A 21,283-nucleotide genomic window follows, 5' to 3' on the forward strand; every position below is an offset into this window, starting at 1 on the left:
CCGGCTGCGGGATCACTCGGCCGCCTGGACTTCTACTTCGGCCCCGACTTCGGCGATGAACCGTTCCGCCTCAAGTGCGGCCATGCAACCCATCCCGGCACTGGTGACCGCCTGGCGATATTTGTGATCGGTTAGATCACCGGCGGCAAATACACCCGGAATCGAGGTTTCGGTGCTGTCGGGTTTGGTGACGACATAGCCGCCCATATGTGTTTCCAGCGTATCCTTGACCAATTCGTTGGCAGGTGCGTGTCCTATGGCAACAAAGACGCCTTTGCAGGGAATGTCTGTAATATCGCCTGTCTGGGTGCTTTTGACCTTGATGCCTTCGACACCCAATGGGCTGTCGGTGCCGTAAACCTCGGTCAATTCGTGGAACCACAACGGTTCAATTTTGGGGTTCTTCATCAAGCGATCGATCAGGATCTTTTCGGCGCGCAATTCATCGCGCCGGTGAATCAGTGTCACCTTTGAGGCGAAGTTGGTCAGGAACAGCGCCTCTTCAACAGCGGTATTGCCCCCGCCGATTACGACAATTTCCTGCCCACGATAGAAGAACCCGTCGCAGGTGGCGCAGGCCGAAACGCCAAAGCCTTTGAATTTTTCTTCGGTTTCGAGGCCCAACCATTTGGCGCGGGCACCGGTCGCGAGGATCACAGCGTCGGCAATGTATGTCGTGCCGCTGTCGCCCTTGGCATGGAAGGGACGTGAAGACAGATCCAGGTCGGTGATGATGTCACCGATGATCTCGGTGCCCATGGCCTTGGCGTGTGCTTCCATACGGACCATCAGGTCGGGCCCCTGCACCTCTGTATCTCCCGGCCAGTTTTCGACTTCGGTCGTGGTGGTCAATTGACCGCCGGGTTCGATGCCCTGAACCAGAATCGGGTTCAACATGGCACGGCTGGCATAGACGCCGGCCGTATATCCCGCAGGGCCGGAGCCGATAATCAGAACCTTGGTTTTGCGTGTGTCGGCCATCTGGCACCCCCGAAGACTGTGTATCGTAATTATTTCGACTTGATCGATATAGCGGCGCTGTGCGGCTTCTTAAACCCCTTACAGAGCAGCGTTCATCAAGCCGTGAACGCAACAGCAAAAGAGTGTTCAGAAAGAAAATTGCGCACTTGCGATACATTATTGCGCCTGTTAGCGCCGCTGGTATAACAATCGCGAATTGAAAGGGGTGTTCGATGGCGGGTACGCGGCTTGATCCAATAGACCGGAAAATTCTGGCTGAGCTTCAGGCAGACGGACGGATGACGAACGTCGAGTTGGCCAAACGTGTTGGTATTTCTGCGCCGCCTTGTTTGCGCCGGGTGCGCACGCTTGAGGAACAGGGCTTTATCCTTGGCTATCATGCAGAGGTGGATGCACGGGAATTGGGGTTTGAAGTACAGGTTTTTGCGATGGTTGGCCTTGCCAGTCAGGCGGAGGCTGATCTGAGTGCTTTTGAGGAAAAGTGTCGTAACTGGCCCTTGGTGCGTGAGTGCCACATGCTGAATGGCGAGGTGGATTTCATTCTGAAGTGCGTCGCGCCAGATCTGTCCTCGTTCCAGAGCTTCCTTACCGGTGCGCTTTTGACAACGCCGAATGTGGAAAGCGTCAAGACCTCGTTGGTGATCCGGGGTGCGAAAGACGAACCCGGCGTGCCGTTTGATGTATTGGAAGAACGGTTGCAAGTCGCCCCCTGACGCATGCGTCAGAGGGGATGTGTCAGGCGCGTGAACAGAGCAACATGGTTACATCGTGTCGGCAGTTGCCTGAATTTCAGGCGCACGCGGATGCGCAAGCGGGCCAAAATCCGTGATGTGACTGATCTGTGGGAACATGCCCAAGAACCGGTCCCGCAGGGAATGTGACACGCTATGAGTAGCCTTTGCACCGGGATGGAAGGTTTCCATCTCGACACCGCCGGCACGGATTGCGGCATGACGATCCAGACAGATGTGAAACAGGCGAACGGGGGTTGGAGGGACCACTTCGATCACGTTGACGCCATCCAGGAATTCGCGAACAGGCGTCAGCATCCGTTTTTCACCCGCCTCTGCCCGCAAGTGATGCGGCGTGTGCAGGATACGGGCGGCGGGACCGACCGTCAGAAATGAACTGGGTCGACCCTGACCGAATGTATCGGCCATGATACGGATCAAAGGCATGCGCCGTCCGGCGTCGGCGGGCACAAAGCTGCTGGAACCAACCCAGATCAATTTCGCAGGTTCGCCCGTCGAGGTGTTGATCATGTCACCGGGTTGCAGGTCTTCGACCGCGACATCCCCATGGACCGTGGCAATCAATGTGCCCCGTGCAAACGCGGAAAACGCACTTTCGAAAAGGGGAATGGCGGGTGCCTTGTCCTGGCCGATGTAGAGAGAGCCATCAGCACGAAGCGCCGCAACTTCAAAACTGCGCGTCGGCATTTTGGTTGCAGGCAGGATGCCACGGGCGGAAGGGGCGGAGGGTGCAAAACCAGGCAGGGCAGAAGCATTCGAGGACGGGCGTTGGCCCAAAGCAGCAGTCAATGTCATGCGATCACCTTTGTTAGGTTGGTCACATCCGTGTCGGCCCCCACCGACAGCACGGAAATAACGGTTTGTCATTTCGATGAGTCATAAATCGCCTGAATTGAGGTCCATTGTCAAAGTTTGAACAACATTGGAGCCGAATTTGGAGCTAATTTGCGCCGCTTTTGCCTTTCTGTTTCCTTATTTTGGTCCTGACTTGCCACAATTGGCGCAAAAGAAAGGCTCCGGTTGCGAATCAACGCAGCCGAAGCCTTTGACTTGAATGTGGAACCAGGGGGAGTTTTCCCCACGGAGGATTTGGAGAGGCTGATAGGAAGGCCTGCGAGAGGCGGTAACAAATTTCGTAATTGTTACCGGTCAGATGTCAGGCTGATTTACGCTCTTGTTTGTCGTCATTGCGTTTGGCGATGAATGCGGCACGGCGGGCACCGCGTGTCCATGGCATGACGGTGTCTTCCTTGGCTGCGGCTGCGACGATGCCTTTGATGAAGCGTGTGTTCGTTTTCATGACTCTGTTCCTCGGTTTTATGTGCGGGCTTGGTTGCCCTTTGCTTGAGGATGAATATGACGGGCCAATTGGGCCGCTTTTTGGCGAGGCTCGGTTTTTTTGGAAAAAGATCACCGGCTGCGGTACCGATTTGTGACCTGCTTGCCCCATTTGTCATGTCCCCTTGTTTTTATGACAAAGCAGACATTCTGATCATCAATAAGGCTGAAATTTCCGGATTGTTTCCAGAATCGAAGTGGAAAATCGGGCTAGAGCGGGGCAGGGCTTGCCCCATTTGTGTCAAATTCAAAGGGTGATCGCAGAAATGAGACGCCCGTAGTCAGCCTCTTTTGCGTGGGTGGTGCGGCGGTAGGAATAGAATCGGTCCGGGTCGGCATAGGTGCAATGACGGGTCCATTCGGCGTTGCCCACCCCTGCTGCGCGCAAACGGGCAAGGCCGAAGCCCGGCAGATCAAACAACATCCGGTCACCGTTCCCCTGGATGAAGAACCGGTCAAATCCGCGCTCCATTGCGATGAAGTCTTCGAAGAACTCAGGCCCAACCTCATAGGCGGCCTGGCTGATGCAGGGGCCGATCACGGCAGAAATATTGTCACGTGTTGCACCAAGCTGCTCCATCGCCTCAACCGTGGCGTCCAATACACCATCAAGCGCACCGCGCCAGCCGGCATGGGCCGCACCGATTACGCCAGCGGTGGGATCTGCGAACAAAACCGGCTGGCAATCCGCAGAAAGAACCGACAAGGCGAAGCCCGGCTTGTTTGTAACAAGTGCATCGGCCTGGGGTTTTTCGGTCAGGGGCTCGGTGACATTTATGACTGTTGCAGAATGTATCTGATGAACACCGACCAGATGATCCTGGTTCACGCCCATTGCCTGTGCAACGCGGTCGCGGTTTATGCGTACGATGTCGGTCTGGTCGCTGCTGCCGTGCCCACAGTTAAGCCCGGCAAAGACACCTGAAGAAGCACCACCGCGTCGCGTAAAGAAACCGTGGCGGATGGGGGCAAGGCTGTTGCTGGTGAGTATCTCTAGTGTCACGGGTCCACTCCGGGCGGGGGGGCACCGCCCTGAGGGTACAGCGCCATTACCTGAAACAGATTTCCCATTTCCGCACTGTGCGTCAACCGCCTATGCGCGGCGACATGGGATTCCAAGGCCGCCCCTGTCAGATTGGAGGCAAGAACTTGGGCCCGTTGGGTGATGCCGAGGCGTTCAAGAAAAGTCCCCTGTGCTGTTGGTTGAGTATGGGTGCAAGCGTTTGCGGCCTCTGCCAACGCCTGAAAATCCACATGTGCTGTCAGATCTGCGTCGCCTGGGGTCTCCAATGGCGACACTTTCTTGTGAGCGCGCAGGGCTTGCAGCGTGTCGCCGATCAGGTGCCAGCCACCGTAATCAATGATCAGCGCAGTTCCGCCCTGGGCTGTTATGCGTGCGGCCATCTCTTCGACGATCGGCGCTGCAGCAGCGCAGGTTTCGACCAGATCACCGTCTTGGGTATCCGCGAGTCGGTATGCCAAGGCGGGTTGCGGTTGCGCCGGGGCCAGGCCAAAGCTCAGCCCCCCGGCGTCCAATCCGACCTGCCGTTCGCGCCATTGCGTGCCATCACGCAGGAACTGGCGGATGGGCAGCGCATCGAAGAATTCATTGGCGATCAGAAAGAGCGGCTGTTCCGCGAGTTCTTGAATTGTGTCGATCCAGCTGACATCGACGCTTTTCAGCGTTTTTTGCTGCACCTCGCGCAGTGTTGGGGAGGCCTCGATCAAAGTGACCTGTGCGGCCTCGATAAACCCCGGCACCTGGCGACAGGCCCGCAGCGCATCGGCCATCAATGTACCGCGGCCGGGGCCCAGTTCGGCCAGTGTAAAGGGCTTGGGCGCTCCTTGATCCAGCCATGTCTGCGCAAGGCAGAGGCCCAGCAGTTCTCCAAACATCTGGCTGATCTCGGGGGCTGTGACGAAATCGCCCGAGGTGCCAAAAGGATCACGGGTTGTGTAATAGCCCAAGGTTGGATGCAGCAGGCAGGTGGCCATATATTCGTCGATGCGCATCGGGCCCTGGGCGCGAATACGTGCAATGATCTGGTCACGCAGGCTCATGGGTTTCTGCGGGCACGTAGAATAAAGAAGGCCCCGATCAGGATCATCGGCAGGCAAAGCAGTTGGCCCATCGTCAGGCCGTAGCCGCCTGATTGCAGCGCCAGGCCGAGCGGATTCCCGTCCGAGACAAACTGCGCGTCGGGCTGGCGTACGAATTCGACGGCGAAGCGCGCTGCGCCATAGCCTGCGAGGAATGTACCCATTACCAGACCTTCGGATTTGAAGGCACCGCGTCGCCATGCCATCCAGATCAGAATACCGCCAAGCACAAGCCCTTCGAGCAGTGCCTCATATAATTGCGAGGGGTGGCGGGCGCAGACGCCTGTAACTTCGGGACAATATTGCGCGGCTTGTGTGGGAAAGGCCACGCCCCACGGCAGGTTTGTCGGACGGCCCCAGAGTTCGGCGTTGATGAAATTGGCGATACGTCCCAGAAACAACCCCGGCGCAAGCCCCAGCGCGACAAGATCGCCGACAGATAATGTGTTGAGTTTATATCGTTTGGTATAGAAGAACGCGGCCAGGATCACACCGATGGCACCGCCGTGAAACGACATGCCGCCTTCCCATAGTTGCAAAATGCGCAGGGGGTTGGCGACATAATAGCTGAATTGATAAAAAAGCACATATCCCAACCGTCCGCCAAGGATCACGCCCAGTATTACCCAGAACAAAAGGTCTTCGATCTGGCCAGGGGTCATGACGGGGCGGTCATTGCGCCACAGTCGCGGGGCACGTGCAGCAGCGACAACAAGTCGCCAACCCAGCAATATGCCCACGATATAGGCCAGCGCATACCAGCGCAGCGCAAATTCGGTGCCGAAAATCGAGATTGTGAAAATCTCGGGCGAGATGTCGGGAAATGGGAGCATTGCGTTCATGGCGGTGATTGAGACGGGTTGCCGGGGGAAGTCAACCTTGCCTGATCCTGACCTAGCCCCCATATAGAGTTCAAGTGCAAACCGGAGGCCCAAATGCAGACCCGTAACAAGTTCTTTGACGACATGTCCCAGATGATGACCAACGCAATGGGCGTGGCCCAAGGGGCGAAAAGTGAAGCTGAAAATGCCCTGAAAGGGATGATGGACCGATGGCTGGCTGATCGCGACTTTGTGACCCGCGAGGAATTCGACGCGGTGCGTGGCATGGCCCAGAAGGCACGCGAAGAAAACGAAACACTCAAGGCGCGTTTGGATGTCTTGGAAGCAAAGAAGGGCTGAAACGCCACTTCTATCACGCTGCCGATATAGATGATCAAAGGGCACCCGTATTTGACAGGGTGCCCTTTGCCTTGATGGGCGAATGTCGATCCATGCCGAAAGCGGCCTTGCAGACCTTTCGCAAGTTGCACAGTTGTCGCATTCATCCACAACATATTGCAGTTATCCCCTACGAATTGTGGTTATCCCCAGAAAAAGGGTTGCCAGAAGGCGATCTTTGCCTCCACCATATATGGTATGGATCGTCGGGGTGCCCACGGTCTATTGTGCAGGCGTCCAAATTTAGGGTCCTTCCCGATCTTGGACATTATAAAAGAGGTGTCAAAATGGCCCTGACCGAGCAGTACCTGGAAGAAGATATTCATCCCATCGACATCGTCGAAAACCTGGCGGCGCATCACGATTGGGATTTCGACCGGATTTCCGATGAACAGATCGCCATGGCGGTTGAAGGACAATGGCGAACCTATCAGATCACTTTGGCATGGTCGCCCTTCGACGAAACCCTGCGCCTGATTTGTACATTTGAAATGGATCCACCTGCCGAAAAACTTCCCGGTTTGTACGAATTACTGAACTGCGTGAACGATCAGATTTGGGCAGGTGCCTTTACCTATTGGGCCGAACAGAAATTGATGGTTTATCGCTATGGGCTTGTCTGTACGGGGGGGCAGGATGCCAGTGCCAATCAGATCGACACCATGATCAAGGCGGCCGTGGCCTCGGCAGAGCGCTACTATCCGGCGATGCAACTGCAGATATGGGGTGATCAGTCGCCCAAGGAGGCGCTGCAGGTCGCCATTGCAGAGGCCTACGGGCGAGCGTAACACTTCCCCTCAAGATAAAGGGGGAAGATGATGAAAGACAGTCGTATCGCCAAAGATGGCCTTGTGCTTTTGGGCTGTGGCAAGATGGGATCGGCCATGCTGGAAGGCTGGTTGGCGCGGGGGTTGCCTGCGACATCGGTCTGGGTGATTGATCCGTTTCCTTCGGACTGGGTTCAGGCACAGGGCGTCCATGTGAATGCCGATTTGCCCGATACGCCGGCAATCGTATTGGTCGCGGTGAAACCGCAGATGATGGCAGATGCCCTGCCGACCCTTCAGAAAATGGGCAATGGTGAAACGCTGTTTGTCAGCGTCGCGGCAGGCACTCCCATAGGTTATTTCGAGAAGACCCTTGGCACAGAAACGCCAGTGGTGCGGGCGATGCCGAATACCCCTGCGGCGATTTCGCAGGGCATTACGGCAATTGTTGCGAATGATGCGGCGGGCGCGCGCGGTCTGGACGAGGCTGAGGTGTTGTTGCGCGCGGTTGGACAGGTTGTGCGTTTGTCAGACGAAACGCAGATTGATGCCGTAACAGGTGTGAGCGGTTCTGGTCCTGCCTATGTCTTTCACATGATTGAAACCATGGCAGCCGCTGGTGAAGCTGAGGGACTGCCAGCAGAGCTGGCGCTGCAACTGGCCAAAGCAACGGTTGCGGGGGCGGGCGCCCTGGCAATGCAGGCCGAGGAAACCCCTGCGCAACTCCGGGTGAATGTAACATCACCCAATGGCACAACCCAGGCCGCGCTTGAGGTTTTGATGGATCAGAAGCAAGGCTTTCCTGCCCTATTGGGCCGTGCGGTAAAGGCAGCAGCGAATCGTTCGAGAGAACTCGCCAATGGATGAAACCGGTTCCGACATCACATTCGACGATTTTATGAAGGTCGATATTCGCGTTGGCACCGTGTTGCGTGCCGAAGCATTCCCCGAAGCGCGCAAACCCGCGATAAAACTCTGGATCGATTTCGGGCCTGAGATTGGCGAACGCAAGACATCAGCTCAGATCACAGTGCATTATACGCCTGAAACCCTGATTGGCCGTCAGGTCATGGCGGTGGTCAATTTCCCGCCACGCCAGATCGGGCCGTTCATGTCGGAAGTGTTGGTATTGGGCACATCAGACGATGCCGGGGCGATTGTCCTGCTGTCGCCGGACCATTCCGTCCCGGATGGCGGGCGCATGCATTGACCGTTAGTACAGGTTCTTGTGGGCAAGATCACTAAAGCGATGCACGTTTTTGCCCTCGGCTTTGACATCGGCAGACCAACTGGTGAAATGGAGCTTGCCGAGGCGTTTCGCGGTGACCAGCCCCTTCATCGTGACGGCTTCATCCCCGTTTGAGGATTTCACGTCGGGTTTGAGAAGCTTGATCTGCTGATCAATCACCTTGTCGAGCTTGCGATAGGTCTTTTCCAGTTTCTTATGAATCTTTTGCGTGGTCTTAACCGCCCCCTTCGCCTCTTTGTCAAGTTTGGAGAAAGTTGGATAGGGAATTGGCACGGGACTGGTTGGAGAGGGTGTTTTACTGGGATCGGGAACCGCCGTAAACATCTTGTGATATGCCTTGTGGGATTTCACCATCGCGGCTTCCAATTGTTTCGTGGCGACGGTCATTTCCTTGGTCACACCCTCCAGCGCTTTGGTGTCGACGGAGGTTTCCTTGGATTTTATCACCGCATCCTGAAGCGGTTTCAGGAAGTGCAGTCTGCTCTTTTGCGGTTTTTTCGGTGCCATATCCATGCTGTGCCCCTTGTCACCTGAGAAAAGCATATCGCGAAAGCCGCATTCAGGCAAAGAAATCTGGTGGTTCAAGACAGGCGCAGGAAGGGGCGTTAACCGGCGTCGCCCACAGCCGCGCGCCAATGACGCCGGCACAACGAAACATAGGTTTCATTGCCGCCAATCTGCACCTGCGCCCCGTCTTTCAGGGCGTGGCCTCCTGAATCCATGCGCACGACCATGGTGGCTTTTTTCCCGCAGTGACAGATCGTGCGGACCTCGCGCATTTCGTCAGCCAGGGCAAGCAGGGTGGCCGATCCGGGAAACAGTTGCCCGCGAAAATCAACGCGCAGTCCGAAACACATGACCGGCACATGCAGATCGTCCACAGCCCGGGCCAGTTGCCAGACCTGATCCGCTTCGAGAAATTGCGCTTCGTCCACAAAAACACAAGCGCAGGGTCCAGTTTCAAATCGTTGTTTCAACTTTGCAAACAGATCTTCGCCCGGTGCATAGGTTTCTGCCTCTTCGCCGATACCGATACGCGAGGCGATGCGCCCTTCACCGGCGCGTCCGTCAAACTGTGCAGTCAGCAAGTATGGGGTCATGCCGCGTTCAACGTAATTGTGCGCGGCTTGCAGAAGCACAGTGGATTTGCCTGCGTTCATGGTGGAGTAATGGAAGTAGAGTTTTGCCATGCACGCCTGTTACGCATATGACGCGGCGCGATCAAGCGGGTGGCCCGCAAAACAGCCCATGCACCACTCGTTACCGGGGCGCTGTGCGGAGCGGACCTGGCAAGAGGGTGCATGAACCTACTTTTTCCGCGACTGGTAAGCCGGGATACTCATGAAGTCCCGTCAACGTGCCGGGATGATTTCTAAATGACATTTACCGCCCGACCGATTAATGGGAAAAGCCAAAGGGCTTTCCCCTGAAGTGCGGCCGGGGGGAGGGAAGTGACGTTTGAGGAACGAGACATGTCCAATATTGGCAGCTATTTGAAGAAACACACTGAAGCCTTGGTCAAAGACGTGGGCATTGAACCTGCCTGCGGGGTGACCGGCAAGTCGAAGGCGACTTTAGGGCGCTACTATTCAGACAATGAAGAACACTCCGACCGTTTCATACCTATCGATGCCGTGGCCCAGCTTGAGCAGGTTTCAAGCTATCCGCATGTCACGGCAGCCTTGTCCGAACTCAAGGGGATCGGCCTGAACTTTGATGACCGGCGCAGCAATTCGGGGCGCAAGGGTGGCGTGAATTCGGATGTGATTGCCCTTGCCCAGCGATTCGCGATGTTGATGGCCGAGTATCAGGAATCGATGGAAGACGGAAAGATCAGCGTGAACGAGGCGAAACGTTTGTTAAAGGAAACAACGCTGCTGCAGCAGGTACTGGTTGATATGAAGCTGAACCTTGAGGAAGAAAGTGCATAAGGCGGTCCCGTCGCTTCGGATTGATCAGCTTCCCGAAATCGACATTGGTGCACTGAAATCGCTGGATGATCCGGGCCACAAGCCGCGCATTCTTTTGCTGTATGGGTCCCTGCGTGAGAACAGCTATTCGCGTAAGGCCGCCGAAGAATCCGCGCGCATCCTGGAGCATCTGGGCTGTGAGACCCGGTTGTTTGATCCAACTGGCCTGCCCCTGCCTGATAGCGTTGGTCCGGACCACCCCAAAGTGGCCGAACTGCGTGAACTGGTCGTCTGGTCCGAAGGCATGGTCTGGTCCAGTCCGGAACGTCATGGTGCGATGACCGGCATCATGAAATGCCAAATCGACTGGCTACCGCTGTCGTTGCAAGGCGGGATCCGGCCAACACAGGGCAAGACGCTTGCCGTGATGCAGGTTTCGGGCGGGTCGCAATCGTTTAACGCGGTCAATCAGATGCGGGTTTTGGGCCGATGGATGCGTATGGTAACGATCCCGAACCAGTCAAGCATTCCGAAAGCCTGGCTTGAGTTTGATGACCAGGGGCGTCTGCCGGATGGGCCGTTTTATGCACGTATCGTTGATGTGATGGAGGAATTGGTCAAATTCACATGGTTGGTACGTGGCCGAAAAGACTATCTGGTGGATCGATATTCAGAACGTGTTGAAAGTGCAGCGGAAGTCCACAAGCGCGTTTCCCGGAAAAACGCCAAGTGATTACCCGCGTTTCTGGAGAATGACGGAACCCACCGAATAGCCGGCACCAAAGGAACAGATAAGGCCGGTATCGCCATCCTGGAAGTCCTTGGAATATTTGGAAAAGGCGATGATGGATCCGGCGGAAGAGGTATTGGCATAGTCTTGCAGGACGTTGGGTTGCTCGTCCGGTTCTGGCGTCCGGCCCAGCACCTTGCGGCCAATGAAATCGTTCATGGACTTGTTGGCTTGATGCAGCCAAATCCGTTTCAGATCGTCAGCTTGAACACCGTTGTCCTGCATATGCCCTGCGATGTGATCGGCGACCATTGGCAGCACTTCCTTGAACACTTTGCGGCCGTTCTGCATGAATTGCATATCGCGCCGGTCTGCCACGCCATCAGGGCGGGAACGGCGCAGGAAACCGTTGTTGTTGCGAATGTTGTTAGAGAACTCCGTGGCACAACGGGTTGATTTGATTTCGAAATAGGTGCCGTTTGTATCTTCGGCACGTTCGAGCAGCGTGGCCGTGGCGACATCACCGAAAATGAAGTGACAGTCACGGTCTCGCCATTCCAGATGGGCCGAACAGATTTCGGGATTGACCACGAGTGCGGACCGGATCGAACCGCTGCGGATCATGTCGGCCGCAGCCTGTATGCCGAAGGTGGCAGAGGAACAAGCGACGTTCATGTCAAAGGCGAAGCCATTGATCCCTAGCAATTGCTGGATTTCGATGGCGACGGCGGGATAGGCCCGTTCAAGATTGGAAGCGGCGCAGATCACGGCGTCAACGTCAGCGGCGGTCTTGCCCGCCTGTGCCAGCGCCTTTCGCGCAGCATCGAGCCCCATTTCAGCCATAAGACCGGGTTCGTCGTCGTCACGCTGGCGCAGCAGCGGATGCATGATGTTTGGGTCGAGGATGCCGGTCTTATCAATGACATGGCGCTGATTTATGCCGCTAGCCTTGAAAATGAATTCTTCGGAAGAATGGGCCTTGGCTGCAAGTTCGCCTGCTGCAATCGCGTCCGCATTCTTGGTATTGTAAAGGTCGACATAGGCATTGAAGCTCTTGACCAATTCGGCGTTGGTAATGATGTTTTGCGGTGTAAAGACGCCAGTACCGGTGATTGCGGGTGTGAACATGGAGCTTCCCTTACTCGTTAACAGTATCCTCACCGGCCTTGTCGCTTGGTATGACCCGGCAGGAGGAGTGGCACCGGTGAAGTGTCACACGTCGTGCAGGAGAGGTACAGCGTGCGTGCCTCGGCTGGTTTTTGCAAGTTTAACTATTTTCAAGTGTCTCGCCATCAGATTCCTTGGAAGTGCCGGAATTCTGACGGCAAGATGCAAGTCCTCAAGGAATTTCCCGCAGTCAAACAGACTTGATGTGTCAGCCGTCGGGGAGGCCCTGTGTTGCCGGACGGCTTTGCCCCGGTAATGGACAGGTGTGTTTCGCCACTGCGATTTACCCCTGCAACGCCTTGACCCCGATCTCATCCTCCGCCTGCGCCTTGATCGCCAGGGCGGCAGCGTAGGCACCTGCTGCGGTTGTAAAATAGGGGATCTTGTCGAACAGCGCGATAGAGCGGATGGATTTGCTGTCTTCGACCGCCTGTGTGCCTTCGGTGGTGTTGAGAACCAGATGCACGGCACCGTCTTTCATCATATCGGTGATGTCAGGGCGGCCTTCATAGACCTTGTTCACCGTTTCGCAGGGAATGTCGTGAGAGGCGAGCCAGCTGGCCGTGCCACGCGTCGCAACGATGGTGAAATCCTGTTCGCGCAGAATATGCGCCGCCTCAAGCATTTCCTTGGTCTTGTCCATGTCCTTGATGGACATGAAGGCAGTGCCCGTCCGTGGCAGCATTGTGCCTGCGCCCATTTGCGCCTTGAGAAAGGCACGAGGAAAATCACGGTCCCAGCCCATGACTTCGCCGGTGGAGCGCATTTCGGGGCCGAGCAGAGTGTCGACGCCGGGAAAGCGGGCGAAGGGAAGGACCGCCTCTTTCACCGAGAACCAAGGCATGTTCGGGTCGGCCAGTGTCATTGGGTCGCCCAGAGGCAGCGTGTCGGAATAGGCGGATTGTTCGGGGTAGGGCGCACGTAGCGGGAAGTTGCTGAGCGGTTCACCGGCCATGATGCGGGCGGCGATGGATGCAATTGCACTGTCGGTCGCCTTTGCAACAAAGGGCACGGTACGCGAGGCGCGGGGGTTTACTTCGATCAGATAGACTTCATCGTCCTTGATGGCGAACTGGATGTTCATCAGACCGACGACATTAAGCGCCAGAGCGAGGGCACGGGTTTGTATTGTGACCTTGTCAATGATGCTCTGGTCGAGAGAATAAGGCGGCAAAGAACAGGCAGAGTCGCCAGAATGAACGCCTGCTTCTTCGATATGTTGCATGATGCCGGCAACGTGGACATCCTTGCCATCGCAAAGCGCGTCCACATCCAGTTCGACAGCACCAGAGAGATAGCTGTCCAACAGGACCGGGCTGTCGCCGGAAACGACAACGGCGCTTGAGATATAGCGTTCGAGCGAGGCCATATCGCGCACGATTTCCATCGCGCGACCGCCTAGTACATAGGACGGGCGGATCACAAGTGGAAAGCCGATGTCTTTGGCAATCTCAAGGGCTTGAGCGTCGGTGCTTGCGATGCCGTTGTGGGGTTGTTTGAGGCCGAGTTGCTGGACAAGTTGCTGGAAACGCTCACGATCTTCGGCGAGGTCGATGGCATCGGGGGATGTGCCGAGAATCGGTATGCCCGCCTGTTCGAGTGCATTGGCCAGTTTGAGCGGGGTCTGCCCGCCGAACTGGACGATGACACCGTGCAATGTACCGTTTTCTTGTTCGACGCGCAGAATCTCCATGACGTGTTCAAAAGTCAGCGGTTCGAAATAGAGGCGGTCGGAGGTGTCATAGTCTGTGGATACGGTTTCCGGGTTGCAATTGACCATGATGGTTTCATAGCCCGCATCGGTCAGCGCGTAGCAGGCATGGCAACAGCAATAGTCAAATTCGATCCCCTGGCCGATACGGTTGGGGCCACCGCCAAGGATAACGACCTTTTTGCGGTTCGAGGGGCGCGCTTCGCATTCCACCTCACCCATCATCGGGGCTTCGTAGGTGGAATACATATAGGGGGTTTGGGCCTCGAATTCGGCGGCGCAGGTGTCGATGCGTTTGAAGACTGCAGTTACGCCAAGGCCATGGCGTGCGCTGCGAATGTCGTCTTCTGTCCGCTGGGTGAGTTTGCCCAGCCGGGCATCGGTGAAGCCCATCATCTTGAGATGGCGCAGACCGGTCTCATCGGTGGGAAGTCCAGTTTGCCGCAGGTTTTCTTCGGTGTCGATGATTTCGCGGATGCGTTCCAGGAACCAGGGATCGTACATGGTATGGGCATGAATTTCATCATTTGACATGCCGTGACGCATCGCCTGGGCAATGTTGAGGATACGGTCGGGCGTTTGTTTGGAAATGGCCTTGATGACGGCGGCTTTGTTCTCGGGCGCATCTTGGGGTGCATCGAAGTTGAAACCGCTGATGTCGATTTCGTCAAATCCGGTCAAACCGGATTCCATGCTTGCGAGTGCCTTTTGAAAAGATTCGTGAAAGGTGCGGCCAACGGACATGGCTTCGCCAACTGACTTCATCGCCGTTGTCAGATTGGGCTCGGAGCCGGGGAATTTCTCAAAAGCGAATTTCGGGATTTTGGTGACGACATAGTCGATGGTCGGCTCAAAGCTGGCAGGGGTGACACCGGTGATGTCGTTGTCAAGTTCGTCGAGGGTGAAACCGACAGCGAGTTTTGCGGCGATCTTGGCGATCGGGAAACCTGTCGCCTTGGATGCCAGGGCCGAGGAACGCGAAACACGGGGGTTCATCTCGATCACGACCATGCGTCCATCCACCGGGTTTACGGCCCATTGAACGTTGGAGCCGCCGGTTTCCACTCCGATTTCACGCAGTACGGCGATGGAGTGGTTGCGCATGATCTGGTATTCTTTGTCGGTCAGGGTCAGCGCCGGCGCGACGGTGATGGAATCGCCCGTATGCACCCCCATCGGGTCGACGTTTTCAATGGCGCAAACGATGATGGCATTGTCGGCACTGTCGCGCACGACTTCCATTTCGAATTCTTTCCAGCCCAGCAAGGATTCGTCGATCAGGATCTGGCCAACCGGAGAAGCATCCATGCCGGAGCGGCAGAAGAATTCGTAATCCGCGCGATTATAGGCCACGCCGCCCCCGGTGCCGCCCATGGTAAAGGCGGGACGGATGATCGCAGGCAGCCCGATCTCTTCGAGCGATTCCAGTGCGAGTGCGACACCGGCGGCAAGGTCTTTCTTGCCGTCCGCCCCAATGGGGGCGGTGCAGATGGTGGCCTTGGGGTTTTCGATGCCCAGCCGGTCCATGGCGTCGCGAAACAGTTTCCGGTCTTCGGCCATTTCAATGGCTTCGCGCTTTGCCCCGATCATTTCGACGTTGAACTTGGCCAGAACCCCCATTTCCTCGAGGGCGAGAGACGTGTTCAGGCCGGTCTGCCCGCCCATCGTCGGAAGCAAGGCATCGGGACGTTCTTTCTCGATGATCTTGGCAACGATTTCAGGGGTAATGGGTTCAATATAGGTTGCATCCGCAAGCCCGGGGTCGGTCATGATCGTGGCGGGGTTGGAGTTGACAAGAATGACGCGGTAGCCCTCTTCTTTCAGAGCTTTGCAGGCCTGAGCGCCGGAGTAGTCGAACTCGCAAGCCTGTCCGATGACAATCGGGCCTGCGCCAATGATCATGATCGATTGGATGTCGGTACGCTTTGGCATCGTAGGCCCCCATGAATGCAAATTATCCGCGTTATAAGGATGGGGCGTTCGGGTGCAAGGGGTGGATTGGGGCTCTGCCCCAAACCCCGCGGTATATTGGGCCAAAAAGAGAAGCAGGCCGACTCAGCTGTCGAGAAAAACGCGCAGGGATGCTTCGAATTCGCGGGGTTTCTCGGCATGGAGCCAATGCGCGGCACCGGGGATCCTTGCAAAACGGGCCTTGGGAAACAAGGCCTTGATCCGCGGGCGATGCGCCGGGGTGACATAGTCGGAAGCCCCGCCGGACAGGAAAAGGGTGGGCCCGTCAAAGGGGCCGTCAAGCGTCGTTGGCCAGCCCATGATCTTGTCCATCTCTGCTTCGAGCACGTCGAGGTTCAGACGCCACCGCTTGTTTGGAATATCGAGTGACTGGGTAAAGAAACTTTGCAAGGCGGGTTCAATCCCTGCCATGGCAAGCTGTGATTCTGCGTCGGAGCGGCGGGTGAGACCGGCAAGGTCAACGGTACGCATTGCATCGATCATGCCTTGCTGGCTATGGCCGTAGGTGACGGGAGCTATGTCGGCGACGATCAATTTGCGGATCAGGTGCGGCTGGGTCAGGGCAAGGGCCATGGCAGCTTTGCCACCCATGGAGTGGCCACAAAGGTCGACGGGGCCGCCGACATATGTGATGAGTTCGGCAAGGTCGGCAGCCATGTCGGGATAGCTTTGTGTCTTTTCACGCGGACTGGTGCCATGATTGCGCAGGTCAGGTGTGAGAACACGGCGGGTGTCGGACAGGCGTTTGGCGATGACACCCCAATTGCGCCCGGAACCATAGAGACCATGGGCGATGATCAGGGGAGGCGTGTCGGGCGCCGGGGCACCATATTCGGAGTAGTTGAGCATGTAACAGACGTAGCGCCATTGCGGGCGCTGTGCCAGTAGGTTTAGATGGGGTATGATGGAGAGCAAGGATATTGCAGAAAAGATCGCGGCGGTTCAGGAACTGTTGACGCTGAAATTTGGCATCAAATTGCAACCGCTGGACAAGATGTTGAAACGGGCGGGGCGGCGACTGCCCCGACGGATGCAAGCCAAGGCGAAGGTGTTGACGGGGGCACAACAGTCGGCGGGAAATCCACGGCTGGTACGGCAGATGGATGGCACCGTCGTAGACCAGGCCTTTGTTGAGTTGAGCACCTATTTGAAAGGCATTGATGTGGCCGACCGGCGCAGGGGGCGTTTGTTGGGTCTGGCCGGCATTCTGGTATTCAACCTTTTGTTTGTGATTGGGGCCTTTGTTCTTTGGATGTGGTGGCGCGGGTATGTTTAGTTTGGAGTCGTCATGGTGACGGTGCGGCGCATTGTAGCGGATATCGGGGTCGAAAATCCTGCCGAGGTGGCCGGTTTTTATCGCAGGTTGTTTGATCTGGATGTGCTGATGGATCAGGGGTGGATTGTAACGCTGGGCACAGCCGAGAAAGCCAGAGTGCAGGTTGCTTTTCTATCCGAAGGGGGGGCCGGGGCACCGGTACCGGATCTGTCGATCGAAGTGGATGACCCAGACGAAGTCTATCAGCGGGCGCAGACGTCGGGGTGTGAAATCGTCTATCCCCTGACGGATGAACCCTGGCAGGTGCGGCGGTTTTTCCTGCGTGATCCGGCAGGCAGGGTGATCAATGTACTGGCGCATTTGCAGGATCAGGACAGGTGAACCGGAGGCCAGTTCATTTGCTGGCGTGATATTCGGTGTGGGTCACATGATCGAGCCAATCCGCAGCAGAGCCATCGACGGTTTCTTGCAAGGCAATGTGGGTCATGGCGCAATCAGGCGCAGCACCGTGCCAGTGTTTTTCGCCGGGTTCGAACCAGATGACATCGCCAGGCTGGATGCGCTGGATCGGTTCGCCTGCCTTTTGTGCGAGGCCGGACCCGGCAGTAACGATCAGCGTCTGGCCCAGAGGATGTCTATGCCACGCAGTGCGGGCACCCGGTTCAAAGGTGACTGAAACCGCATTCAGACGTGCTGGGGCCGGGGCGTTGATCAATGGGTCCATGCGCACAGTGCCGGTGAAATACTGTGGGTTCGGTTTGGTCGAGGGGCGAGAGCCTGCGCGGTGGATGATCATTGACGTTGCTTTCTGTGAGGGGTTGTATTTTTACTGCAGACTACATCACTTGGTGGAAACCAAAAGGGGGCGAGATGGGCAATACCGCATTGATTACCGGTGCATCGGCAGGCATCGGGCAGGCATTTGCGCGTTTACATGCAGGGCGAGGCGGCGATGTCATTCTGACCGCACGGCGGCGGGAATCCTTGGAGACGCTGAAAGCCGAACTGACACAGGCCCATGGTGTGCAAGCGTGGGTATTTCCCCTGGATCTGGGGGCTGAGGGCGCTGCGCAGTCGCTTTATTCACAGATCAAGGCAGCAGGGCTGCAGGTAGATGTATTGATCAATAATGCAGGGTTTGGCGGGCAGGGAAAACATCTGCAGCGGCCTTTGCAGGCGGAAACAGACATGATTGATCTAAACGTCAGTGCGCTGGTGTCGCTGACCCATTTGGTTGCGCAGGATATGGTAGCGCGGGGGCAGGGGCGTATTTTGAACGTTGGGTCAACGGCGGGCTTCATGCCGGGGCCAAATCAGGCGATCTACTTTGCCACCAAGGCCTTTGTGAAGTCCTACACCGAAGCCTTGGCACAGGAAATCAAAGGTACGGGTGTGACGGCGACCCTACTGGCACCGGGGTATGTGGAGACGGAATTCGCAAAACGCGCGGATCTTGTCGGGACCAATCTGGTGAAGGGAGGTGGCAAGTCGCCGGCTTCCGTGGCCGAACATGGCTATGATGCGATGATGGCGGGCAAGCTGGTGACGGTGAATGAGCCGTTGTTGGGTTTTGCGGTAAACTGGTTGATCCCGCTGTTGCCGCGCAGGGTTGTGTTGGCGATGGTGGAGAAAATGCAGGCGAAATAGCCTTGACCGCGCTTGCGCGGCGTTGCCCCCTTGCGCCAGGGGATGCGGTTGGTTAGCAAAAATCAAACAAATCGCGCTGCTTTTCTTCGGCGCTGAAACAGCAACCAGAAGGATTTGCCTTGACCATCCAGATTGATATTTCCCGCTATAACAACCTTGCGATCGAGGCATTGGAAGATGGTGTTTGGGTGGTCACGTTGAACCGCCCCCAAAAGCGCAATGCGCTGGATCTTGATACCATCGAAGAATTGGTTGCGTTCTTTTCTGTGGCTCCGCGTGCCGGTGTTCGAGCGGTTGTGCTGGCCGGGGCAGGTGATCATTTCTGCGCAGGCCTGGACCTCATTGAACATCATGACGAAGACCGCAGCCCGGCTGACTTCATGCACGTCTGTTTGCGTTGGCATGAGGCCTTCAACAAGATGGAATATGGTGGGGTGCCCATCATTGCGGCATTGCAGGGGGCCGTGGTTGGCGGGGGGCTGGAACTGGCCAGTGCTGCGCATGTCCGGGTGATGGACAAGACCGCCTATTTTGCCTTGCCCGAAGGACAACGGGGATTGTTTACCGGTGGCGGTGCCACGATCCGTGTCACCGATCTGGTGGGCAAAGCACGAATGATCGACATGATGCTCACGGGGCGTGTCTATCAGGGACAAGAGGCAATGGATGTCGGGTTGGTGCAATATGCCGTTGAAGGGTCCAGCCTTGATGCTGCATTGGAGCTGGCCCGCAAAGCCGCGCAAAACCTGCCGCTTTCGAATTTTGCGATCTGTTCGGCCGTCAGCCATATGCAGAACATGTCGGCAATGGATGCGGCCTATGCCGAAGCCGTGGTGGCGGGCGTGGTGAACACGCAGCCCGACGCCCGAGCGCGGTTGGCTGCCTTTGCAGACAAGAGCGCGGCGAGGGTACGCCCCAAAGACTGATTTAGAGCGACGATTAATAAAGGCCCCGTGCAATATGCCGGGGCCTTTTGCGATTTCTGGGTTCGTTGGCGCGGACCGTTGCCTGATCTAGAGGGCCGGTTCTGGTTGCCTGCCCCTGACGCTATAGGTTCGGATAGAGGGGGAAGCGGGCGCACAAGGCCTCGACTTCGCTACGCACCTTGGCTTCGACCTCGGCGTTGCCCTCTTCGCCGTTGGCGGCCAATCCGTCGACCACTTCGGTGATCCAATCAGCGATCTGACGGAATTCGGATTCGCCAAAACCGCGGGTCGTCCCTGCGGGGGAGCCGAGGCGGATGCCCGAGGTCACCGTTGGCTTTTCGGGATCAAAGGGAACGCCATTCTTGTTGCAGGTGATATGGGCGCGGCCCAAGGCCTTGTCGGTTGCATTGCCCTTAACGCCTTTGGGACGCAGGTCAACCAGTACGACATGGGTGTCGGTGCCGTGGGTGACCGTATCGAGGCCACCTTTGATCAGTTGGTCAGACAGAGCCTGCGCATTCTTGATCACCTGCTGGATATAGGTCTTGAATTCAGGACGCAGAGCTTCGCCAAAGGCCACGGCTTTGGCTGCGATGACGTGCATCAGCGGGCCGCCCTGAATACCGGGGAAGATGGCGGAGTTGAACTTTTTCGCCAGCGCCTCGTCATTGGTGAGGATCATGCCACCGCGCGGGCCGCGCAGGGTTTTGTGGGTTGTCGTAGTTGCGACATGCGCATGCGGGAAGGGGGAAGGGTGTTCGCCCGCCGCGACCAGACCCGCAAAATGCGCCATGTCCACGTGCAGATATGCGCCCACGGAATCAGCGATTTCGCGCATTTTGGCGAAGTCGATCTGGCGCGGAATGGCAGAACCGCCGGCGATGATCATCTTGGGCTTATGTTCGGTGGCAAGTTCCTGCACCTGGTCATAGTCCAGCAGATTGTCCTGTTTGCGCACACCGTATTGCACGGCGTTGAACCATTTGCCCGACTGGTTGGGTTTGGCCCCGTGGGTCAGGTGACCACCGGCGTCCAGCGACATGCCAAGGATCGTATCGCCCGGCGTCAACAGCGCCTGAAACACGCCCTGGTTGGCCTGGGAACCCGAATTGGGCTGTACGTTTGCAAAGTCACAGGCAAACAATTTGCAGGCCCGTTCGATTGCGAGATTTTCGGCAACGTCAACATAATCGCAACCGCCATAATAGCGCCGACCCGGATAGCCTTCGGCGTATTTGTTTGTCATTATCGAACCCTGTGCTTCGAGCACTGCGGCAGAAACGATATTCTCGGAAGCGATCAATTCGATCTCGTTGCGTTGGCGGCCAAGCTCGCCTGTGATTGACGCTTCTACGTCAGGGTCCGTATCGGCAAGCGTAGCGGTAAAGAAATCTTTCATGGTGCATGTCCTTTTAGCCCGAGAGTTGGCGTTTCGTAACGGAAGCAGTGTCAATCTGGAAGACTCGAAAGCGTCTCAAGGCAAGATATGTGCGACCGCACTGGCCCCGAGCGGAATTTTGTGTTTGGTTTGAGGGAAT

The 21,283-nt window shown here is 56.8% G+C and carries 24 protein-coding genes; 11 read left to right on the forward strand and 13 right to left on the reverse strand.

Annotated features, from left to right (window positions below; all coding sequences use genetic code 11):
- Positions 1 to 12: 12 nt before the first annotated feature.
- A complete protein-coding gene (gene trxB, locus OS190_RS04770; protein WP_267157526.1) occupies positions 13 to 981 on the reverse strand; it encodes a thioredoxin-disulfide reductase in 969 nt (322 codons plus the stop codon).
- A gap of 212 nt (positions 982 to 1,193) precedes the next feature.
- Between trxB and OS190_RS04775 the strand changes: the two genes are divergently transcribed.
- Positions 1,194 to 1,694, forward strand: a complete 501-nt coding sequence (locus tag OS190_RS04775; RefSeq protein WP_267157527.1) for an Lrp/AsnC family transcriptional regulator — start codon at positions 1,194 to 1,196, stop codon at positions 1,692 to 1,694.
- Positions 1,695 to 1,742: 48 nt separating this feature from the next.
- Here OS190_RS04775 and OS190_RS04780 read toward each other — a convergent pair whose 3' ends face one another.
- From OS190_RS04780 to lgt, 5 genes are all read right to left on the reverse strand, one after another.
- On the reverse strand, positions 1,743 to 2,528 hold the full coding sequence (locus tag OS190_RS04780; protein ID WP_267157528.1) for a Hint domain-containing protein: 786 nt from the start codon (positions 2,526 to 2,528) through the stop codon (positions 1,743 to 1,745).
- Between the two features lie 361 nt (positions 2,529 to 2,889).
- Positions 2,890 to 3,033, reverse strand: coding sequence for a hypothetical protein (locus OS190_RS04785; protein ID WP_267157529.1), 144 nt, complete (start codon positions 3,031 to 3,033; stop codon positions 2,890 to 2,892).
- Between the two features lie 285 nt (positions 3,034 to 3,318).
- Entirely contained in the window at positions 3,319 to 4,074 is a 756-nt protein-coding gene (gene pgeF / locus OS190_RS04790; RefSeq protein ID WP_267157530.1) for a peptidoglycan editing factor PgeF, read from the reverse strand.
- Positions 4,071 to 5,132 (reverse strand): class I SAM-dependent methyltransferase, encoded by a 1,062-nt coding sequence (locus OS190_RS04795; protein ID WP_267157531.1) that lies wholly within the window; start codon positions 5,130 to 5,132, stop codon positions 4,071 to 4,073. The genes pgeF and OS190_RS04795 overlap by 4 nt, the downstream gene beginning before the upstream one ends.
- Positions 5,129 to 6,013: a prolipoprotein diacylglyceryl transferase gene (gene lgt / locus OS190_RS04800; protein ID WP_267157532.1), complete on the reverse strand. Its 885-nt coding sequence runs from the start codon at positions 6,011 to 6,013 to the stop codon at positions 5,129 to 5,131. The genes OS190_RS04795 and lgt overlap by 4 nt, the downstream gene beginning before the upstream one ends.
- 93 nt (positions 6,014 to 6,106) lie before the next feature.
- Here lgt and OS190_RS04805 point away from each other — a divergent pair, with 93 nt between their 5' ends.
- The 4 genes from OS190_RS04805 (at position 6,107) to OS190_RS04820 (ending at position 8,368) form a co-directional block, all read left to right on the forward strand.
- A complete protein-coding gene (locus tag OS190_RS04805; RefSeq protein WP_267157533.1) occupies positions 6,107 to 6,352 on the forward strand; it encodes an accessory factor UbiK family protein in 246 nt (81 codons plus the stop codon).
- A gap of 326 nt (positions 6,353 to 6,678) precedes the next feature.
- Entirely contained in the window at positions 6,679 to 7,179 is a 501-nt protein-coding gene (locus tag OS190_RS04810; RefSeq protein WP_267157534.1) for a type III secretion system chaperone family protein, read from the forward strand.
- A 30-nt stretch (positions 7,180 to 7,209) separates the two neighbouring features.
- Positions 7,210 to 8,025, forward strand: a complete 816-nt coding sequence (gene proC / locus OS190_RS04815) for a pyrroline-5-carboxylate reductase (RefSeq protein ID WP_267158296.1) — start codon at positions 7,210 to 7,212, stop codon at positions 8,023 to 8,025.
- On the forward strand, positions 8,018 to 8,368 hold the full coding sequence (locus OS190_RS04820; protein ID WP_267157535.1) for a tRNA-binding protein: 351 nt from the start codon (positions 8,018 to 8,020) through the stop codon (positions 8,366 to 8,368). The genes proC and OS190_RS04820 overlap by 8 nt, the downstream gene beginning before the upstream one ends.
- A 3-nt stretch (positions 8,369 to 8,371) precedes the next feature.
- Here OS190_RS04820 and OS190_RS04825 read toward each other — a convergent pair whose 3' ends face one another.
- Together OS190_RS04825 and OS190_RS04830 are read right to left on the reverse strand one after the other, a co-directional pair.
- The gene (locus OS190_RS04825) at positions 8,372 to 8,920 is read right to left on the reverse strand and encodes a PAAR-like domain-containing protein (protein ID WP_267157536.1); all 549 of its coding nucleotides are present in this window, start codon (positions 8,918 to 8,920) and stop codon (positions 8,372 to 8,374) included.
- A 92-nt stretch (positions 8,921 to 9,012) separates the two neighbouring features.
- Positions 9,013 to 9,597 (reverse strand): thymidine kinase, encoded by a 585-nt coding sequence (locus OS190_RS04830; RefSeq protein WP_267157537.1) that lies wholly within the window; start codon positions 9,595 to 9,597, stop codon positions 9,013 to 9,015.
- Positions 9,598 to 9,879: 282 nt separating this feature from the next.
- On the opposite strand from OS190_RS04830, the gene OS190_RS04835 reads away from it, so the two are divergent.
- On the forward strand, positions 9,880 to 10,338 hold the full coding sequence (locus OS190_RS04835; protein ID WP_267157538.1) for a hypothetical protein: 459 nt from the start codon (positions 9,880 to 9,882) through the stop codon (positions 10,336 to 10,338).
- Positions 10,339 to 10,357: 19 nt separating this feature from the next.
- Positions 10,358 to 11,050 (forward strand): arsenical resistance protein ArsH, encoded by a 693-nt coding sequence (gene arsH / locus OS190_RS04840; RefSeq protein WP_416237381.1) that lies wholly within the window; start codon positions 10,358 to 10,360, stop codon positions 11,048 to 11,050.
- On the opposite strand, the gene OS190_RS04845 is transcribed toward arsH, so the two are convergent.
- The 3 genes from OS190_RS04845 to OS190_RS04855 all read right to left on the reverse strand — a co-directional run bounded on the left by OS190_RS04845 (position 11,051) and on the right by OS190_RS04855 (position 16,745).
- Positions 11,051 to 12,175, reverse strand: coding sequence for a beta-ketoacyl-ACP synthase III (locus OS190_RS04845; protein ID WP_267157540.1), 1,125 nt, complete (start codon positions 12,173 to 12,175; stop codon positions 11,051 to 11,053). It abuts the gene before it with no gap.
- 322 nt (positions 12,176 to 12,497) lie between these two features.
- A complete protein-coding gene (gene carB / locus OS190_RS04850) occupies positions 12,498 to 15,857 on the reverse strand; it encodes a carbamoyl-phosphate synthase large subunit (protein ID WP_267157541.1) in 3,360 nt (1,119 codons plus the stop codon).
- 123 nt (positions 15,858 to 15,980) lie between these two features.
- Positions 15,981 to 16,745 carry an alpha/beta fold hydrolase gene (locus OS190_RS04855; RefSeq protein WP_267157542.1) on the reverse strand — a complete coding sequence of 255 codons (765 nt, stop codon included), beginning with the start codon at positions 16,743 to 16,745 and terminating at the stop codon, positions 15,981 to 15,983.
- A gap of 52 nt (positions 16,746 to 16,797) precedes the next feature.
- Between OS190_RS04855 and OS190_RS04860 the strand changes: the two genes are divergently transcribed.
- Both OS190_RS04860 and OS190_RS04865 read left to right on the forward strand, forming a co-directional pair.
- Entirely contained in the window at positions 16,798 to 17,172 is a 375-nt protein-coding gene (locus tag OS190_RS04860; protein WP_267157543.1) for a hypothetical protein, read from the forward strand.
- Positions 17,173 to 17,184: 12 nt separating this feature from the next.
- Positions 17,185 to 17,553, forward strand: a complete 369-nt coding sequence (locus tag OS190_RS04865; protein WP_267157544.1) for a VOC family protein — start codon at positions 17,185 to 17,187, stop codon at positions 17,551 to 17,553.
- Between the two features lie 13 nt (positions 17,554 to 17,566).
- Here the strand turns inward: OS190_RS04865 and OS190_RS04870 are convergent, their stop codons facing one another.
- On the reverse strand, positions 17,567 to 17,968 hold the full coding sequence (locus OS190_RS04870; RefSeq protein ID WP_267157545.1) for a (R)-mandelonitrile lyase: 402 nt from the start codon (positions 17,966 to 17,968) through the stop codon (positions 17,567 to 17,569).
- 74 nt (positions 17,969 to 18,042) lie between these two features.
- Here OS190_RS04870 and OS190_RS04875 point away from each other — a divergent pair, with 74 nt between their 5' ends.
- Both OS190_RS04875 and OS190_RS04880 read left to right on the forward strand, forming a co-directional pair.
- Entirely contained in the window at positions 18,043 to 18,819 is a 777-nt protein-coding gene (locus OS190_RS04875; RefSeq protein ID WP_267157546.1) for an SDR family NAD(P)-dependent oxidoreductase, read from the forward strand.
- Between the two features lie 119 nt (positions 18,820 to 18,938).
- Complete coding sequence (locus OS190_RS04880; protein WP_267157547.1) at positions 18,939 to 19,745, forward strand: crotonase/enoyl-CoA hydratase family protein; 807 nt, start codon at positions 18,939 to 18,941, stop codon at positions 19,743 to 19,745.
- Between the two features lie 121 nt (positions 19,746 to 19,866).
- Here OS190_RS04880 and glyA read toward each other — a convergent pair whose 3' ends face one another.
- Positions 19,867 to 21,144: a serine hydroxymethyltransferase gene (gene glyA, locus OS190_RS04885; protein WP_267157548.1), complete on the reverse strand. Its 1,278-nt coding sequence runs from the start codon at positions 21,142 to 21,144 to the stop codon at positions 19,867 to 19,869.
- Positions 21,145 to 21,283: the final 139 nt, after the last annotated feature.

Origin of the sequence: Sulfitobacter sp. F26204, from assembly GCF_026410305.1 — a bacterium.
In the GTDB taxonomy this organism is placed as follows: domain Bacteria; phylum Pseudomonadota; class Alphaproteobacteria; order Rhodobacterales; family Rhodobacteraceae; genus Sulfitobacter.

What these genes read in the sequence shown, in the direction of transcription:
- OS190_RS04805 (WP_267157533.1), top strand. Translation starts at nt 6,107, where the DNA reads ATGCAGACCCGTAACAAGTTCTTTGACGACATGTCCCAGATGATGACC.
- OS190_RS04785 (WP_267157529.1), bottom strand. Translation starts at nt 3,033, where the DNA reads ATGAAAACGAACACACGCTTCATCAAAGGCATCGTCGCAGCCGCAGCC.
- proC (WP_267158296.1), top strand. Translation starts at nt 7,210, where the DNA reads ATGAAAGACAGTCGTATCGCCAAAGATGGCCTTGTGCTTTTGGGCTGT.
- lgt (WP_267157532.1), bottom strand. Translation starts at nt 6,013, where the DNA reads ATGAACGCAATGCTCCCATTTCCCGACATCTCGCCCGAGATTTTCACA.
- OS190_RS04810 (WP_267157534.1), top strand. Translation starts at nt 6,679, where the DNA reads ATGGCCCTGACCGAGCAGTACCTGGAAGAAGATATTCATCCCATCGAC.
- OS190_RS04870 (WP_267157545.1), bottom strand. Translation starts at nt 17,968, where the DNA reads ATGATCATCCACCGCGCAGGCTCTCGCCCCTCGACCAAACCGAACCCA.
- OS190_RS04825 (WP_267157536.1), bottom strand. Translation starts at nt 8,920, where the DNA reads ATGGATATGGCACCGAAAAAACCGCAAAAGAGCAGACTGCACTTCCTG.
- trxB (WP_267157526.1), bottom strand. Translation starts at nt 981, where the DNA reads ATGGCCGACACACGCAAAACCAAGGTTCTGATTATCGGCTCCGGCCCT.
- OS190_RS04795 (WP_267157531.1), bottom strand. Translation starts at nt 5,132, where the DNA reads ATGAGCCTGCGTGACCAGATCATTGCACGTATTCGCGCCCAGGGCCCG.
- OS190_RS04820 (WP_267157535.1), top strand. Translation starts at nt 8,018, where the DNA reads ATGGATGAAACCGGTTCCGACATCACATTCGACGATTTTATGAAGGTC.
- carB (WP_267157541.1), bottom strand. Translation starts at nt 15,857, where the DNA reads ATGCCAAAGCGTACCGACATCCAATCGATCATGATCATTGGCGCAGGC.
- OS190_RS04875 (WP_267157546.1), top strand. Translation starts at nt 18,043, where the DNA reads ATGGGCAATACCGCATTGATTACCGGTGCATCGGCAGGCATCGGGCAG.
- OS190_RS04855 (WP_267157542.1), bottom strand. Translation starts at nt 16,745, where the DNA reads ATGCTCAACTACTCCGAATATGGTGCCCCGGCGCCCGACACGCCTCCC.
- OS190_RS04830 (WP_267157537.1), bottom strand. Translation starts at nt 9,597, where the DNA reads ATGGCAAAACTCTACTTCCATTACTCCACCATGAACGCAGGCAAATCC.
- OS190_RS04835 (WP_267157538.1), top strand. Translation starts at nt 9,880, where the DNA reads ATGTCCAATATTGGCAGCTATTTGAAGAAACACACTGAAGCCTTGGTC.
- OS190_RS04775 (WP_267157527.1), top strand. Translation starts at nt 1,194, where the DNA reads ATGGCGGGTACGCGGCTTGATCCAATAGACCGGAAAATTCTGGCTGAG.
- OS190_RS04865 (WP_267157544.1), top strand. Translation starts at nt 17,185, where the DNA reads ATGGTGACGGTGCGGCGCATTGTAGCGGATATCGGGGTCGAAAATCCT.
- OS190_RS04860 (WP_267157543.1), top strand. Translation starts at nt 16,798, where the DNA reads ATGATGGAGAGCAAGGATATTGCAGAAAAGATCGCGGCGGTTCAGGAA.
- glyA (WP_267157548.1), bottom strand. Translation starts at nt 21,144, where the DNA reads ATGAAAGATTTCTTTACCGCTACGCTTGCCGATACGGACCCTGACGTA.
- OS190_RS04845 (WP_267157540.1), bottom strand. Translation starts at nt 12,175, where the DNA reads ATGTTCACACCCGCAATCACCGGTACTGGCGTCTTTACACCGCAAAAC.
- OS190_RS04780 (WP_267157528.1), bottom strand. Translation starts at nt 2,528, where the DNA reads ATGACATTGACTGCTGCTTTGGGCCAACGCCCGTCCTCGAATGCTTCT.